Source organism: Parahaliea mediterranea (assembly GCF_017255185.1).
Classification (GTDB): domain Bacteria; phylum Pseudomonadota; class Gammaproteobacteria; order Pseudomonadales; family Halieaceae; genus JAFKCZ01.
In genome coordinates this window covers 88,466-103,793 of sequence record NZ_JAFKCZ010000015.1, presented here as the reverse complement: position 1 = coordinate 103,793, position 15,328 = coordinate 88,466, and the positions used below count along the sequence as shown (strand labels likewise).

The 15,328-nt window shown below is 63.8% G+C and carries 11 protein-coding genes; 4 read left to right on the top strand and 7 right to left on the bottom strand.

Annotated elements, in window-relative coordinates; genetic code table 11:
* Positions 1-13: 13 nt before the first annotated feature.
* From JYP50_RS18110 to JYP50_RS18095, 4 genes are all read right to left on the bottom strand, one after another.
* Positions 14-3,154, bottom strand: a complete 3,141-nt coding sequence (locus tag JYP50_RS18110) for an HD domain-containing phosphohydrolase (RefSeq protein ID WP_206561967.1) — start codon at positions 3,152-3,154, stop codon at positions 14-16.
* 39 nt (positions 3,155-3,193) lie between these two features.
* The gene (locus JYP50_RS18105) at positions 3,194-6,352 is read right to left on the bottom strand and encodes an HD domain-containing phosphohydrolase (RefSeq protein ID WP_206561966.1); all 3,159 of its coding nucleotides are present in this window, start codon (positions 6,350-6,352) and stop codon (positions 3,194-3,196) included.
* A gap of 153 nt (positions 6,353-6,505) precedes the next feature.
* Complete coding sequence (locus JYP50_RS18100; RefSeq protein WP_206561965.1) at positions 6,506-8,779, bottom strand: Ig-like domain-containing protein; 2,274 nt, start codon at positions 8,777-8,779, stop codon at positions 6,506-6,508.
* A gap of 275 nt (positions 8,780-9,054) precedes the next feature.
* On the bottom strand, positions 9,055-10,281 hold the full coding sequence (locus JYP50_RS18095; RefSeq protein ID WP_241263286.1) for an Nramp family divalent metal transporter: 1,227 nt from the start codon (positions 10,279-10,281) through the stop codon (positions 9,055-9,057).
* A 101-nt stretch (positions 10,282-10,382) separates the two neighbouring features.
* Between JYP50_RS18095 and JYP50_RS18090 the strand changes: the two genes are divergently transcribed.
* From JYP50_RS18090 to JYP50_RS18075, 4 genes are all read left to right on the top strand, one after another.
* The gene (locus JYP50_RS18090; RefSeq protein ID WP_206561964.1) at positions 10,383-11,243 is read left to right on the top strand and encodes a glycosyltransferase; all 861 of its coding nucleotides are present in this window, start codon (positions 10,383-10,385) and stop codon (positions 11,241-11,243) included.
* 107 nt (positions 11,244-11,350) lie between these two features.
* Positions 11,351-12,049 (top strand): hypothetical protein, encoded by a 699-nt coding sequence (locus JYP50_RS18085; protein ID WP_206561963.1) that lies wholly within the window; start codon positions 11,351-11,353, stop codon positions 12,047-12,049.
* 41 nt (positions 12,050-12,090) lie between these two features.
* Positions 12,091-12,519 (top strand): ribosomal protein S18-alanine N-acetyltransferase, encoded by a 429-nt coding sequence (gene rimI / locus JYP50_RS18080; RefSeq protein WP_206561962.1) that lies wholly within the window; start codon positions 12,091-12,093, stop codon positions 12,517-12,519.
* Positions 12,506-12,901 (top strand): hypothetical protein, encoded by a 396-nt coding sequence (locus JYP50_RS18075; RefSeq protein ID WP_206561961.1) that lies wholly within the window; start codon positions 12,506-12,508, stop codon positions 12,899-12,901. The genes rimI and JYP50_RS18075 overlap by 14 nt, the downstream gene beginning before the upstream one ends.
* Before the next feature lie 25 nt (positions 12,902-12,926).
* Here the strand turns inward: JYP50_RS18075 and JYP50_RS18070 are convergent, their stop codons facing one another.
* From JYP50_RS18070 to rsxD, 3 genes are read right to left on the bottom strand one after another with little or no spacing between them, the layout of a single operon-like run.
* Positions 12,927-13,640 (bottom strand): electron transport complex subunit E, encoded by a 714-nt coding sequence (locus JYP50_RS18070; protein WP_206561960.1) that lies wholly within the window; start codon positions 13,638-13,640, stop codon positions 12,927-12,929.
* The gene (gene rsxG, locus JYP50_RS18065) at positions 13,640-14,302 is read right to left on the bottom strand and encodes an electron transport complex subunit RsxG (RefSeq protein ID WP_206561959.1); all 663 of its coding nucleotides are present in this window, start codon (positions 14,300-14,302) and stop codon (positions 13,640-13,642) included. Before rsxG ends, JYP50_RS18070 begins: the two co-directional genes overlap by 1 nt.
* The gene (rsxD, locus tag JYP50_RS18060; protein WP_206561958.1) at positions 14,302-15,327 is read right to left on the bottom strand and encodes an electron transport complex subunit RsxD; all 1,026 of its coding nucleotides are present in this window, start codon (positions 15,325-15,327) and stop codon (positions 14,302-14,304) included. The genes rsxG and rsxD overlap by 1 nt, the downstream gene beginning before the upstream one ends.
* Position 15,328 lies beyond the last annotated feature (1 nt).

Sequence of the window (15,328 nt, the reverse complement as noted above, 5' to 3'; positions counted from 1 at the left end):
TTCCGAGCCGCGCTCAGCTCGCCCGACGAAGATACTTTTCCTCGTCGACGCTGTCGATCTGTTCCGCCGCGAGATAGCGCTCGGCATACCGCAGGTAGACTTTCTCGCGCACAAACAGCTCGAAGCTGTCGCGGTCGATATGATTGTCCTCCACCATCCGGAACAGGATATCCACCGCCACGCTTACCGGCTTGGCCTTCTTGTAGGGGCGATCGGCCGCGGTCAGCGCCTCGAACACGTCCGCCACCGCCAGCAGTCGCTCGGGGATGCTGAGCTCGGCGCCGGGCAGCTTGCGCGGGTAACCGGTGCCCTTCATGGTCTCGTGGTGGGTGGAGGCGTAGCGCGGCACGTTTTTCAGCTCCTCCGGAAAGGGCAGGCTCTCCAGCATTTTGATGGTACTGATCATGTGCTCGTTGATCTTGAAGCGATCCTCCGCGGTCAGGGTGCCGCGGGAGATCGACAGGTTGTAGATCTCGCCCTGGTTGTAAAGGTGCTCCGGTATGTCCATGTCGATACCGTATTCCGGCGGATAGTCTGTGGAGCGGGTGCGGGGGATGATGTGTTCGGGCTTGTCCGCCAGCAAGTGTTCGGTGGCCGGTAGAGGCGCGCTGCCGCCGTCCTGGCGCAGTTCCTCCACCGGCGACAGGCCGACGCGGTCGTCGAAATGGCGCTGCCAGGTGATCCCGGCGATCTCCCGCAGGCGCTGCTGTTTCTCGGGGCCCAGGTACTCGCCGCCGACATTGCATTCGGCGACAAAGGCGAAGTCGTCCCGCAGCCGCGCTCGCTGCTGCTCGAGCGCCTGCCGGTGGCGCGGCTCGGCCTCCGGGTCGGCCTGGCACTGCCGAAGATAGCGGATCTCGGCGTCCCGCCACAGCACCTCGAAGCGGGTGCGTATCTCGTGGATGCGGTTGTAGATGGTCTCCAGCTTGCTGCCCTTGTCGACCACATGCTCTGGCGTGGTGATCTTGCCGCAGTCGTGAAGCCAGGCGGCGATGCGAAACTCGCGCCACTGCTCCTTGCCGTCCAGGCGGAACTCGCGGAACGCGGGGTGATCGCTGTCGGAGGCCTGCTCGGCGAGCATCAACGCCAGTTCGGGCACGCGTTCGCAGTGACCACCGGTGTAGGGGGACTTGTCGTCGATGGCCTGGGCGATGAGGCGGATGAAGGCGTCCATCAGCTCGCGCTGGGCCTGTTCGTGGGCCTGGATGGCGCGCACCATGTGCACCATCGACTCGGACAACTCGTCGATTTCCTTGACCCGGGAGGGCTGTCGCGTCACCTGGTCGTAGTCCCGGCGGCGCACCTTGTCGTTTTCCTTTGCCAGCGCTTTTACCGGCTCGACGATGGGAGCGGCAAATAGCCAGGATAGCGGCAGGATCAGCAGCAGCAGAACGGAGGTCAGCAATACCGAGAGCCAGACTTTTTCCCTGAAAGGGCCAAGCACGGATTGTTCGGGCACGAGTGCGCCCAGGTACCAGTTCCCGCCTTCCAGGCCAAGGATCGGAGAGCTGTAGGCGAAGTGGGCTTGTTCCCGGTGGTGTATGGATAGCAGCTTGCCCTGCAGGCCGGGGTCGCGGGTCGCCGCAAGCAGGGTATCGGATGGAACGGTGCCGCCGTCTATACTCTCCCGTGTTTGCTCCCAGTCCAGCCAGTGCCTCCGGAGCGCTTCTCGCTGCTCCGGGCCGATGGCGGCCACGGCCCTGTCCAACAGGTCCGCCAGTTCGTTGTTGCCTGGCTGCACCAGCATTTGCAGGTCATCTGGCATGTCGTGGCCGGCAAAGTCGACATCGCGGTGGAATTTCACACTGCCCAGGTAGTAGTGCTCCTGTACGTAGCGCAGGATGGGTTCGTTATCCAGGGTGGCGTCGACTTCTCCATTGAGCACCCGGCGCAGGGAATCCGCGGGGCTGTCGGTCACTACTATTTCTATATCGGGGTAGTGACGGCGAACGACGTCCATAACCGCCCAGCCATTGGGGATGGCCACCTGCTTGCCGGCCATCTGGTCCAGGGAGGTGATGGCGGGGTGACCTGGTTGTGTCGCGAGCGCAAAGGGGAGTTCGGCGTAGGGGGCCACAGCCTCACCCCAATGGCGGTTTTCCTCGGTGATACCGATGGGTTGCAGTATGTCGATATTGCCGCCGCGAAATTCGCTGACCAGCTCCGACCATTCCAGGCCGTTGACAAAGCGGAACCGCAGGCCTGTCATTTCAGCAATGAGCTTGATGATATCGACCGAGTAACCCCTGGGCTCGCCCAGCAGGGCATAGTCGTAGGGCGGCCAGTCCATTTCGTTCGACACCCGGAGAACCGGTTGCCTGTCGACGAAATTCCTCTCCGCCATGTTGAGATCCAGGGCGGGAACCGGAACCGGTTCCCTCTGCTGCCTCTCATGGGCGGAGGAGGCCACGAGGTCGCCGTTGCCGTCGTAAATGAACAGCTCGCTCCCTGGGGAGAGGCGCTGCTCCCGGAGGAACTCGGAGAGCGCGTGCAGAGTGCGATCCACGGCGATGACCACATCGGAGTTTGCCACTTGCCGGGAGGTGGTCTGCCCCGGCAGGCCCAGCTGTGCGAACAGGTAGGGGGGGCTGATGTAGGTGCCCCCGTTCGCCAGGGCTTGTGAATACCACTCCCTTGAGCGGACGTCGTAAGTTGTGTTTTCGCTGCGTGACGCGCGCACGTTCATGTCGCGGTCGAGATAGGTGAAATGACGTTGGCGGGAACCATTGCTTTCTCCGGCCCGGACCACCACCCACTTGTCATCCGGGGTTGCGCGAAGCTGTGCTCGCGCGATTTCGCTGTTGTCGAGGTTGATCAGCTCGAGGAAGCTGCCGTCGCCGCGGCCGATGTAAATGCCGTAGAGCAGGGGGTTGCCATTGAGGATGTCGCGGAATATTTCCAGCTGGCGCGCTTGCCGCGCCGGCTCGGTGAACAAGGTGTTGTTCGCCAGTAGTCGCACCACGCCCACTGTGCGCTCCAGGCCGGCGTTGAATTGTCGGGTGACGCCGCTGGCGGCGGTGGCGTAGAGGTCCGTTGCGGCCGACTTGGCCAGGGCCTGGCCGAAGTGATATTGCAAGCCAATGGCCACCGCCGCGGTCAGCAAGGTGGCCATGAGGAAAATAAATACCACGGTTACACGGATGGTTACACGCATCGGGGCTCCATTGACATGGATTGCTGTGGTTTATCTTTATTACTGTGCACGGGAAAGATACTTCTCCTCGTCGACGCTGTCGATCTGTTCCGCCGCGAGATAGCGCTCGGCATACCGCAGGTAGACTTTCTCGCGCACAAACAGTTCGAAGCTGTCGCGGTCGATATGATTGTCCTCCACCATCCGGAACAGGATATCCACCGCCACGCTTACCGGCTTGGCCTTCTTGTAGGGGCGATCGGCCGCGGTCAGCGCCTCGAACACGTCCGCCACCGCCAGCAGTCGCTCGGGGATGCTGAGCTCGGCGCCGGGCAGCTTGCGTGGGTAACCGGTGCCCTTCATGGTCTCGTGGTGGGTGGAGGCGTAGCGCGGCACGTTTTTCAGCTCATCCGGAAAGGGCAGGCTCTCCAGCATTTTGATGGTACTGATCATGTGCTCGTTGATCTTGAAGCGATCCTCCGCGGTCAGGGTGCCGCGGGAGATCGACAGGTTGTAGATCTCGCCCTGGTTGTAGAGGTGCTCCGGTATGTCCATGTCGATACCGTATTCCGGCGGATAGTCGGTGGAGCGGGTGCGGGGGATGATGTGTTCGGGCTTGTCCGCCAGCAAGTGCTCGGTGGCCGGTAGAGGCGCGCTGCCGCCGTCCTGGCGCAGTTCCTCCACCGGCGACAGGCCGACGCGGTCGTCGAAATGGCGCTGCCAGGTGATCCCGGCGATCTCCCGCAGGCGCTGCTGTTTCTCGGGGCCCAGGTACTCGCCGCCGACATTGCATTCGGCGACAAAGGCGAAGTCGTCTCGCAGCCGCGCTCGCTGCTGCTCGAGCGCCTGCCGGTGGCGCGGCTCGGCCTCCGGGTCGGCCTGGCACTGCCGAAGATAGCGGATCTCGGCGTCCCGCCACAGCACCTCGAAGCGGGTGCGTATCTCGTGGATGCGGTTGTAGATGGTCTCCAGCTTGCTGCCCTTGTCGACCACATGCTCTGGCGTGGTGATCTTGCCGCAGTCGTGAAGCCAGGCGGCGATGCGGAACTCGCGCCACTGCTCCTTGCCGTCCAGGCGGAAATCGTGGAACGCGGGGTGGTCGCTGTCGGAGGCCTGCTCGGCGAGCATCAACGCCAGTTCGGGCACGCGTTCGCAGTGACCACCGGTGTAGGGGGACTTGTCGTCGATGGCCTGGGCGATGAGGCGGATGAAGGCGTCCATCAGCTCGCGCTGGGCCTGTTCGTGGGCCTGGATGGCGTGCACCATGTGCACCATCGACTCGGACAGTTCGTCGATCTCCCTGGCCCGGGAGCGGATTCGATTTACCTGGTTGTAGTCGCGCAGCCGGATCTTGTCGTTTTCCCCGACCAGTTCCTTTATTGGCGTCACGATGGGTGAGGCGAAAACCCAGCACAGTGGCAGCAGGGCGAACATGGCACCGCCGGTCAGCCAGATAGACAGCCGTACTTTCTCCAGGTAGGGGGCGAAAACAGTGGCTTTGGGGACCAGCACACCGAACAGCAACGCGTCGCCATGATCGGCGGTGGGCGTGACAAACACGAAATGCGGCTTTCCCCCGTGCGTGACCTCCACCAGTTTGCCCTGTCGTTCCGGCGTACCGGCGATCGTGATCATGGCATTGTGGGGGACCACGCCGGCGTGCTCCGGATTTCTGGTGACCGCGTGCTCGAGCCATCGTTGCCGGAGCGAGTCGCGCATGTTCGGTGTGATGGCTCCGATGGCCCTGTTGATAAGGGGGAGCAGGTCTTGCCGGGACGGCTGTACCAGGATGTGAAGCTTGTCCGGGACCGGCCCGTCGCCGAGGGAAACTCCGCTGTGATACTGGTATCCGTCGAGGAAGTAGTGGTGTTCGATGTAGCGAAAGATGGCCTCGTTATCCAGGGCTGCCGCAACCTCGCCGTCGTGGACGGCGCGCAGGGCGGCAAGGCTGTTGTCGACCTCGATAACTTCTACGTCGGGGAAGCGCCGGCGGACCAGGAGCGCTACCGACCAGCCGGCGGGGATGGCCAGCTGCATTACCCCGAGGTCCTTCAGGTTTCGGACCGGGTCGGCGCCGGGCAGGGTCACCACGGCATAGGGCAGCCGGAAGTAGGCCTCGCTGGCAGCGCCCCAGTGGGCGTTCGATTCCGTCAGTAATACCGAGTGCAGCAGGTCGATATCCCCGGCCCGGAAACGCTGTACCAGCTCCGGCCAGGTAAACCCGTTCACGAATTCCAGTTCCAGGCCGGTCATATCGCCGACGAGTCGGAGTACGTCGATGGAGTAACCCCGGGGGCGACCACTCAGGGCGTAGTCAAAGGGCGGCCAGTCCAGCTCATTGGATACCTTGAGAGGGGAGTGGGCGGCCACCAGGGCTCGCTCCGTGGCATTGAGTGGCAAGCGCTCGGCGACGGGGCGGTCGTTCACCCGGGAGTGTTGTGTGGAGGCCGCGGCCACCATGCCACCCGGGTGGAAGATGTAGATATCGCCACCGTGTGCTCGCGCCTGTTCCCGCAGCCACCGCGAGACGCCACTGAGCGTATAGTCGACGGCCACCACGGAAGTAGTGTCGCGTACCCGCCGTGATAGGGTACTGCCAGGGACACCGAGTTGATCGAACAGGTAGACATCGGAGTGCTGTAATCCGGCACTGGCCATAGCACTGAGATACCAATGCCTGCTTCTTACATCGTAGGCTGTGGCCTCTTCGCGGCTGGCACGCAGTTTGAAGTCCTGATCTAAGTAGCGAAAGCGACGAACAGAGCTACTGTTTCCGCGATGGGTGCTTATTACCAGCCATTTGTCATCCGGTGCCGCGGCGTGGACATCGCGCACGCTCACGCTGCTGTCGAGGTTGACCAGTTCCAGCAGGCTGCCGTCGCTTTTACCCACATAGGCCCCGTAGAGTAGTGGATTGACCGCGAGCACTTCGGCGAAGGCCTGCAATACCGCCCGCTCGTCTCCGGACTCGAACAGGGTGGGGTTGTCTGCGAGCAGGGATACCGCACTGGCGTTGCTTGCCGCGAAGCTCGCCAGCTCCGCCGCGATTCCCGATGCGGCAAGGGTAAATGCCTCCTGTGTGACTTCCCTGGCCAGATTGCGGCTGAAGTAATACTGGAGCCCAATGGCGAGGACCGCGGTAAACATGGTGGCCAGCATGAATATCAGCACCACGGTCATGCGAATGGTGATGCTGAATTTGCCCAGCGTGAGTTTCATGCTGCTCCAGGTCCGTCTGCTGTTCTCCTAGCTAGAACTAAAGCACAAACTGAGCGCTTGTCATCTGCAATTTTCCATCGGGCTACGATAAAGCTATCTAGCAAAAAAAAAGCCGTGTGAGTGGGCACACGGCTTTTTGTACTCTACCCAACCTTAGGGGACGGGTGAGTTGGGATCTGGGGGCGCAAAGGAAACGCAGGTGAAGGACTCTGTATAGGGGGCCGCTTCTCCTTCTGGCTCTAGTGTTAGATTCACCGTTCCCGAGCTGCCATCACCATCGGTGACCAATGGGAAGCCAAAAGCGCCGTAGCTAGCGGACGCAGGCACAGTAAAGGAAGTCTCGCTGATGATTTCACAACCGCCACCAGCTTCTACCCTAATCGTTGAACCCGCAGCCGGTTTGTTGTTGAAAATATCCGATACATATACCGTATATTCGCTGCCCTCTCTGGTTTCCTGCTCAACCCTTTCGTTGCGTGTGAGCAGGAAATCCCAACCACTACCGTCATCATATGAGAGGATAAGTACGGTCTGGTCGCGGACGTTGATCAGATCTCGGCTGCACCAAACGCCGTCGCCTTCGACAGGACAGAGCAAGCCGTTATAACGGGCCGGGAAGTTATTGGAGTTGTAGCGGTTATCATTGTTGAAATCGACAAAGGTTTCTTCAAATCCTGAGACACACGCGAGGGAGTTGGAGTTTTCGCAATTGGCGGCGGCGGGGTTAAAAATGCCGTCTTCGTTGTGATCGATAAACGCTTCTGGCATGTTGGAGAAGAGGTCTTGCTCGTCTTCGTCCATCACGCCATTGCCGTTGCGGTCGATAAATGACTCCTCGCCGATTGCAGTAACCAGGATAGTGGAGCGGCCGCCGCGTACCGGGCCGAGGTCGTCGGGACAGGGGCCGGTACTGCCGTTGTGGCTGGGGCAATCATAGCCCTCGGGATTGTCGATGGTCCGGATATTGTTGAGGTTTCTGTCCAAGGTTGGATAGCGAGGTTCACCACTGGTCCAGAGGACTGTACATTCACCAGGAATAGGTGAGTCCAGGTCGCTACATGAATTTGAGCTGGCTACGCGCTCACCGCTGCTAGTCCCTGTTACGCAAGAAGGGTCAATGGTGCCGTATTCGGTGGTGAATATCGCACTGGTTCCATCGGGCACCGGGTTGTTAAATTTATCGGCCATGCGCACGGTGATGCACCGCTCGATGCCATCCATGGTGAAGCCGTTCTCCACCACAAAGCCGCCTCTTACGGATACGCTGATGGAGTTCTGGTCCGGTAAGCCGGTGCTGACGGTGAGTACATCGGATACCGTGGACTGATTGCCCGAGCCGTCAGCGCCAGCTACCGTTGCGATGACCCGAACGACGGTGGCGACATCCCCAGAGCGCAGGGTGACTTCAACCAGACCCTCCTCGTTGCTGATGGCGGATTGGGGTGTCAGGCTTAGTCCGCCGATTTCAGTAGTCAGGGAAAAATCCACCTCCACATCTGGCAGCGGATTATTGTCTCCGTCGATAACCTGGAACGTGACGACGGCGGATTCCTGCCGGCTGGGGCCACCACCGGTGCCTTTGAGCACTATCAGGTTGGGTTCGGCACTGACGAATGTCAGGCTGTTGGCCTGGGGCGAGCCGATGGTAATCGAGGCAAAGGCCACGCCGTCGCCGTCGTCAATCGTGGCGGTGAGTTCGTCCGTACCAGAACAGCGGCTGGCAGTATAAGTGGTGCGCACGTTGCCCGTGGACGTTTCCAGGGGGGGGGCGGGCTCCAGGGTCGAGTCGCCAGTCGCCAGGCAGTCGCTGGTGATCACAATGGACTCTGCCGAGTCTACACGGTTGCCATCTTCATCCACGATGTCGATGACCAACTCCGCGGAACCGCGATAGGCCAGATTGCCGGAAGGGTTGACGCCGATTTCGTTTTCAATAAATGCATTGCCGTCGAAGTGACCCAGGCGCAGACCCGGTGCGGTAATCTGGAAGTTGAAGGTGGCCTCTGTGGTCAAACCATCTTCATTGGTGACGGACACCGATATCGCACCGGCGCCCAGCTCATCCTCGGCGGTAAGCTCGAATGTTGCAATACCATTGCTGTCGCTAAGGCTCGTGGCCGGTGACAGAGTGCCGATATCCGTGGTCGCGCTGACCAATGCATCGGTAATCACCTGGCCATTGCGGCTCTTGCGAGTCACCTTGACCTGCAGGGTGCCGGGCATTGTGCTGGTCACGGTGTTGGTGCTGTCACCGTTGATATCCAGTAGGGTCAGGGTCAGGAAATAGGCATCGTCATCGGCGCCATCATCGGGAAGGAACCCACCGCCGCCACCGCCGCCGCCCCCCCCGCCACAGGCGGCGAGAGCCAACAAAAAGGCAAACAGTACCGAAAGACGGCTGGTGAGCGTCGCGAACCGAGTGATCATTATCTTCCCCTTGTGCCCGCTGTTGTAGAAGGTCTTATTGGTTCCCAATGGTCTTGACTGGCCCCGCACTGCGTTCTGGCGGAGTCAATCGCCCCGTAACCACTGTCACAGGTTACCATGGTTATTCCATAAAAACGTCATGGATAACATGGTGATACGGACTTTCTGTACTTTTCTCCTGAAACTGTCTGGAGGCAGAACGGGGTGGCGGGGCCACTCCAAAACCGCTATTGGCCGGCAGCTGGCGCAATTTGCGCGATCCACTGCATTCGGGGTCAGATAAGCCCCGCCACCCCGAGCAGCTTGACCGCCCCGAGGCCGGTGGCGATCACCACTACCAACCCCCCCAGGGCGTTCGCCAACGGGCCGTTGACCTGCGCCCCCAGTAACTCCCGGTGGTTCATTACCACCAGCAGGAACACCGCCACCACCGGTAGCAGCAGGCCGTTCGCCACCTGCGCGAACAGGATGGCCGCCAGGGGCTTGCTGCCCAGCGCGGCGAAGGCGGTGCCGATGGCAAGCACCAGCAGCCAGACGAGTCGGAAACCCGGTGCCCTGAGGTCATTGCGCCAGCCGAGGGCGCCGCACACGGCGAAGGCCGCCGCCAACGGGGCGGTGATGGCGCTGGTGAGGCCTCCGGCAAACAGGCCGGCGGCGAACACGTAGCGGGCCCACGGTCCCAGCAGGGGTTCCAGCTGGACTGCCAGCGAATCGCCGGTGAAGGCCAGCCCGGTCTGGAAAAAGGCCGCGGCCGCGGTACTCAGGATGGCCAGGGTGATCAGGCCGCCGAGCCCAATGGACAGGCCGGTATCCAGGCGGGATTCGCGCAGGGCGCGTTCCACCGGCACATCGGAGGGCCACTTTTCCCGCACCGCGTTGGCGTGCAGGAAGAGGTTGTAGGGGACCACCGTGGTGCCGATCAACGCAATCACCGTCATCACCGAACCCGGCGGCAGGCTGGGCCGGAACATGCCCTCGAGCATGGCGGGAACCGAGGGCGCTACCCGCCAGGCGGTGAGCAGGAATACCGCGCTCATCAGCAGCACCAGCACGATTAGCGCGGACTCCAGCACTTTGTAGTGGCCGCTGAACAGCAGAACGGCGGCCGCGGCGCCGATCACCAGCGCCCAGTGTCCGCTGTCCAGCGGGCTGACCAGGTCCAGCGCGAGAGCGGCGCCGGCGATGTTGCCGGCTTCATAGGCGGCGTTGCCGATGCCCACCGCGGCAACCACCAGCAGGACTGCGGCCCGTCCCAGCACGGGACTGTGAAAGTAGCTGCGCAAACCCTCCGCCAGGCCTTGCCGGGTGACCAGCCCGAGGCGCGCGGCCATCTCCTGCAGCACGATGGTGGCCAGCAGTGAGAACAGCAGGGCCCACAGCAGGGCGAAGCCAAAGTGGGCGCCGGCACTGCTGGCGGTGGTGATCGTGCCCGGGCCGATAAAGGCCGCGGTGACCAGAAGGCCGGGGCCGAACTTGCGCATGAACGCTGAGGAAGAGGGCATTGTGATTCCACCAGGGTTGACCGACCGCCACGATGGTACCAGCCGGAGGGGCCCTTGTGTGACGCCTTGTCGTCGTTACTTGCCCCATGCGACCTGCTAACATGCGCGCCATGCCAACCGCCGCCCACAGTGGAAACACCCTGTCGATCGCCCTGGTGCTGTACAACAGTGACCTGGCGCTGGTCGAACGTACCCTGTGTTGCCTGGAGGTGGCGGTCGCGCGGGCGTTGGCGGCGGGGGTCATTGCCGGCGCCGCGCTCGAGGTCATCGACAACGCCTCCGCGGGCGACTATCCCGCGCGGGCCGGCGACCTGGTCCGCTCGCGGCAGGCGCGGGTAGCCGGCTTGCGGATTGCTTTCCGCGAGGCGGTGGCCAATCGCGGCTACGGGGCGGGGCACAACCTTGCCCTGGCTAGTGCTGAAAGCGAGTTTCACCTGGTGTTGAACCCGGATGTGGAAATGGCGGAGACGGCGTTTATCGAGGGTATCGCCTATCTGCGGGCGACACCGGAGGTCGTTTTGCTCGCTCCCGCCGCTAAAAGCCCGGACGGCGAAGTGGAGCACCTGTGCAAGCGCTACCCGACACTGCTGGTACTGTTGCTGCGGGCGTCGGGATTGAATTGGCTGCAGCGCCTGTTCCATCGCCGCCTGGCGCACTATGAACTGCGTGAACTCGCGCTGGCGCGGGAGCCCGTGCCCGTGCCCCTGGCGTCGGGCTGCTGCATGCTGGTCCGGACCGAGGCCCTGCGCGCCGTGGGTGGTTTTGACGAGCGCTATTTCCTGTATTTCGAGGACTACGATCTGTCCCTGCGCCTGGCGAGCCGTGGCCGGGTCGAATACCACCCGGGCGTGCACATCGTGCACCACGGTGGCTACGCCGCGCGCAAGGGTTGGCGACATGTGCGCATGTTCCTGGGTGGAGGCCTGCAGTTTTTCCGCCAGCACGGCTGGCGCTGGTGGTAGCGAGGCTCCGGGCCGCGGCTTGCGCCAACAGCCCACCGGGGGCAAAACCTGCTAGACTGCGACTTTTCCGTAACCTCTCGACACCACCTGACGAACGCCGGCACGCAATGCCCGACAAGCACGCCATCAAGCAGCACGCCTACCTCGACGCCCTCGGTATCGCGCACTTTGTGTCGCGGGTGGATTTGCCGGGCGCGGCGCCCAGCCGGCGGGTGCCGGTGCCCGCCCCGCGGCCGCCCGTGCCCGCCCCGCCCGTGGTGCCGCCGGCAATGGCGGAAGTGCTGGAAGCGAAAGCGCCGCGTATGCCCAGCTTGTCCGGGGAACCCGCGACAAAGGCGTCGCCGGAGCCGGCACCCGCGGCGAAGGCCCCGGAGCCATCCGCCCCGGTGCGGTTCAGCGTCGCCTCGGTGGTCATCGGACCCCTGCTGTGGCTGGAGGAGATTCCCGAGGGAGTGGTCAGTCGCGAGCAGGTGGCGCTGATCCAGGCCATGGCCGGCGCGCTGGGTGTTCGTGAGCGCCCCGCGGTCACCCAATTCGATTGGCCGGTGCACAACAATCGCCAGCTTGACCTGGGGGAGGAGGCCGCGCGCGCGGCCTTCGGCAGCTTTGTCCGGCGCCGGACGGAAGAGCAGGCCTGCGAGGCCCTTATCCTGTTGGGCGAGGCCTGTGGCGCGCGCCTCGGCGGCCTGCCCGACGGGCCGCCGCGAATTGTCACCGCGGCCACCCGCGATATGCTGGCGGAACCGGCGCTCAAGCGCCGGGTGTGGCGCGACCTGCAACCGCTGCTGCGCCGCGCGCGCCGATGAACCCGGTTATTCGCCGGGCGCTGCCAGAGGATGCGGGGGCGATGGCGGCAATCGATTTGTTGGGCGCTTTCTCGCCCTGGTCAGAGCGGCAGTTCCTCGCCGCTTGCGCCGAGGCGGGTAGCGGAGCCGGTGCCTTGGTCGCCGAGGTGGATGGGCGCGTGGCCGGCTTCCTGGTGTGGCAGCGGGTACTGGACGAAGCCAGCATTCACAATGTGGCGGTCGCCCCCCGGGCGCGTCGTCGCGGCATTGCCCGCGACCTGGTCCGGCACCTGCGGGGCGAATTGCCCGACGATACCACGCGCTGCCTGCTGGAAGTGCGGGCCTCCAATCACGGCGCCCTGGCCCTGTACCGCGGCTTGGGCTTTGTCGAGGACGGTCGTCGCAGGAACTATTACCCCGTCGAGCACGGGCGGGAGGATGCCGTGCTGATGTCACTGGATTTACAGGAAATGCAACGTGAACGTACTTGAAACCGATTGGTGGGTCATGGTGCTGCCGCCGGAGTGGTGGGCCGAGGCCGAGGAGGAAAGCATCCTGGTGGGGGATGTGGACGAGGTGGGCTGTATCGAGATTTCCACCTTGCACAAGGAAGCGGGGGTATTCTCCGGCGGGGAGCTGCGGCACATCGCTGAGCAGGAGTCGCCGCAGGTCGCGGCATGGCGTGAGGTGACCCGCGGCGACTTCGACGGCTGGACCGCCAGCTTTGACGAAGATGGCGCGGCGATACGCGAGTGGTACCTGGGCCGCGAGGGCATGCTGTTGTTCGTGACCTACAGCTGCGACGAGGACAACCGCGGGCTGGACGACGCCGCGGTGGATGAGATTCTCGATACGCTGGCGGTAAAGGCGTGACCGCCGGGGCGCTTGCGCCCCTTGTCTAGCTGATCGTGCCGGTAACCCGCACCCGCTTGGACCCTTTGACCGGCTTGGCCTTGCGCGCGTCCTGACGGCGCTTGATCTCGCCATCGATGAGGTTCTTGCCGGCGATGATCAGCCCGGTGAAGATGAAGGCGCCGGGGGGCAGGACGGCCAGCAGGAAGGCCTGGTAATCCGCCACCAGTACCAGTTTCCAATCCGCGGCGCCGGGCCCGAACAACAGATCCATGTTCGCGAACAGGGCGCCGGTACCCACCAGCTCCCGGATCGCGCCCAGCAGCACGAGGATAACGCCGAAGCCCAGGCCCATCATCAGGCCGTCGAACATGGCCAGTGGCAGGGGGTTCTTGCTGGCGAAGGCATCGGCCCGGCCCAGGATCACGCAGTTGGTGGTGATCAGCGGCAGGAAAATACCCAGAATCTGGTACAGCTCGTAGGCGAAGGCCTGCATCAGCAGCTCGATACAGGTAACCGCCGCGGCGATGATCATCACGAAGACCGGCAGGCGCACCGCGTCCGAGACGATATTGCGAATCACCGATACCGCGGTGTTGGAGCACAGCAGCACGAGAGTGGTGGCGGCGGCGAGCCCGAGGGCGTTGACCACGCTGCCGGTCACCGCCAGCAACGGGCACAGGCCTAGCAACTGCACGATGGCCGGGTTGTTCTTCCACAGGCCGTTGAGCGATAGCTCCCTGAAATTGGCGGTGGCCATTACTGCGCTCCACTCGGTGCGTTGGGGGCGGCCGGCGACGTGTCGCCCGCGGCAAACAGGCTGTCGTGCCGCGCCTCGGCGTATTGTAGGGCCCGCCGGGTGGCCGCTACAACGGCCCGGGGGGTGATGGTGGCGCCGGTGAACTGGTCGAACACGCCGCCGTCTTTTTTCACAGCCCAATCCTTCGGCGCCGGGTTACCCAGTGAACGGCCCTCGAAGCCGAGAATCCAGTCGGACTTGGCGAGCTCCACCTTGTCCCCCAGCCCCGGGGTTTCCCGGTGATTGAGTACCCGCACCCCGGCCACGCTGCCGTCGCGGTTGACCCCCACGATCATGTCGATGGCGCCGGAGTAGCCGTCGGGCGCGGTGACCGGGAGGATCACGGCGACGGTTTTGCCCGCCTCGCGCGCGAGGTAAATCGCCTTGTCCCGGCGCAGGCCGAGCAGGTCCTCGCCGGCGCGGGCGGTCAGGGTATCGTCGAGCATGTTGTTGTCGTGGCGCTCGTCCGGCACGATTTCCAGCAGGGCCCGCTGCTCCGCCTGGCGTCGCGCCTCGGCGATGGTGTCCCGGGTGAGCAGGTAGGTACCGGCAATCAGCACCGTGGTGACGACCGCGAACAAGCTGAGCAAAACGCTGTTCCTGGTGATCGACTGGCCCAGCATCAGCGCGTTCCCCCGGTCTTGTGCCCGTAGGTGCGCGGCTGGGTGTAGTGGTCGATAAAGGGCGCGGCGAAGTTCATGATCAGCACTGCGAAGGCCACCGCGTCCGGGTAGTTGCCCCACACGCGGATGACGTAGACCAGCAGGCCGATCAAGGCGCCGTAGACCAGCCGCCCGCGCACCGAGACCGCCGAGGTCACCGGGTCGGTGACAATGAAGAAGGCCCCGAACATGGTGGCGCCGCTCAACAGGTGGAAGAGGGGCGAACCGCCGCTGGCGGAGCTGCCGCCGTCATAGATCAGGGCGGCCATCAGCGCCAGTGCGGCGAGGAAGGCCACCGGCGCGTGCCAGGTGAAGATCCGGCGATAGAGCAACCACAGTCCGCCGGCGAGGAAGGCGATGTTCGCCCATTCCCAGCCGGCGCCGCCCCAGCGGCCGAACAGGGGGTTGTCCTTCCACAAATCCCCGATCAGCAAGCTGTTGTTTTGCTTGAGGACATCCAGCGGCGTGGCCTGGGTGACGCCGTCGTAGCTCGCCGGGGCGAAGCAGGCCAGCAGGGCTTCCAGCAGGCCCGGCACCTCGCCCACGCCCCGCGGCGGGGCCCAGGCGGTCATCTGCACCGGGAAGGAAATCAGCAGCACCACATAGCCCACCATGGCGGGGTTGAAGGGGTTGTAGCCCAGGCCGCCGTAGAGGTGCTTGGCCAGCAGGATCGCCGAGGCGATGCCCACCGCCACCAGCCACCAGGGAGCGTAGGGGGGCAGGGCGATACCCAGCAACACGGCGGTCACCAGGGCGCTGCAGTCCTTGAGGTAGAAACCGGGACTGCGGCCGCGCAGTTTCAGCGCCAGGCTTTCCAGGGCCACTGCCAGCAGGCCGCCCCAGAGGATATTCACCAGGGTGCCGAAGCCAAAGAAATGGGTGAGTACGAGCACCCCGGGGAGGGTGGCCAGCAGTACCTGCCGCATGACCTTCGGGGTGCTCATCGGGCCGTGGGCGTGGGGCGAGGTGACGCGCAACAGGGCCATA

Bases quoted from the DNA above. Each gene is read 5' to 3' on its own strand.
- JYP50_RS18110 (WP_206561967.1), bottom strand. From the start codon at position 3,154: ATGCGTGTAACCATCCGTGTAACCGTGGTATTTATTTTCCTCATGGCC.
- JYP50_RS18100 (WP_206561965.1), bottom strand. From the start codon at position 8,779: ATGATCACTCGGTTCGCGACGCTCACCAGCCGTCTTTCGGTACTGTTT.
- rsxD (WP_206561958.1), bottom strand. From the start codon at position 15,327: ATGGCCCTGTTGCGCGTCACCTCGCCCCACGCCCACGGCCCGATGAGC.
- JYP50_RS18105 (WP_206561966.1), bottom strand. From the start codon at position 6,352: ATGAAACTCACGCTGGGCAAATTCAGCATCACCATTCGCATGACCGTG.
- JYP50_RS18085 (WP_206561963.1), top strand. From the start codon at position 11,351: ATGCCCGACAAGCACGCCATCAAGCAGCACGCCTACCTCGACGCCCTC.
- rimI (WP_206561962.1), top strand. From the start codon at position 12,091: ATGGCGGCAATCGATTTGTTGGGCGCTTTCTCGCCCTGGTCAGAGCGG.
- JYP50_RS18090 (WP_206561964.1), top strand. From the start codon at position 10,383: ATGCGCGCCATGCCAACCGCCGCCCACAGTGGAAACACCCTGTCGATC.
- JYP50_RS18095 (WP_241263286.1), bottom strand. From the start codon at position 10,281: ATGCCCTCTTCCTCAGCGTTCATGCGCAAGTTCGGCCCCGGCCTTCTG.
- rsxG (WP_206561959.1), bottom strand. From the start codon at position 14,302: ATGCTGGGCCAGTCGATCACCAGGAACAGCGTTTTGCTCAGCTTGTTC.
- JYP50_RS18070 (WP_206561960.1), bottom strand. From the start codon at position 13,640: ATGGCCACCGCCAATTTCAGGGAGCTATCGCTCAACGGCCTGTGGAAG.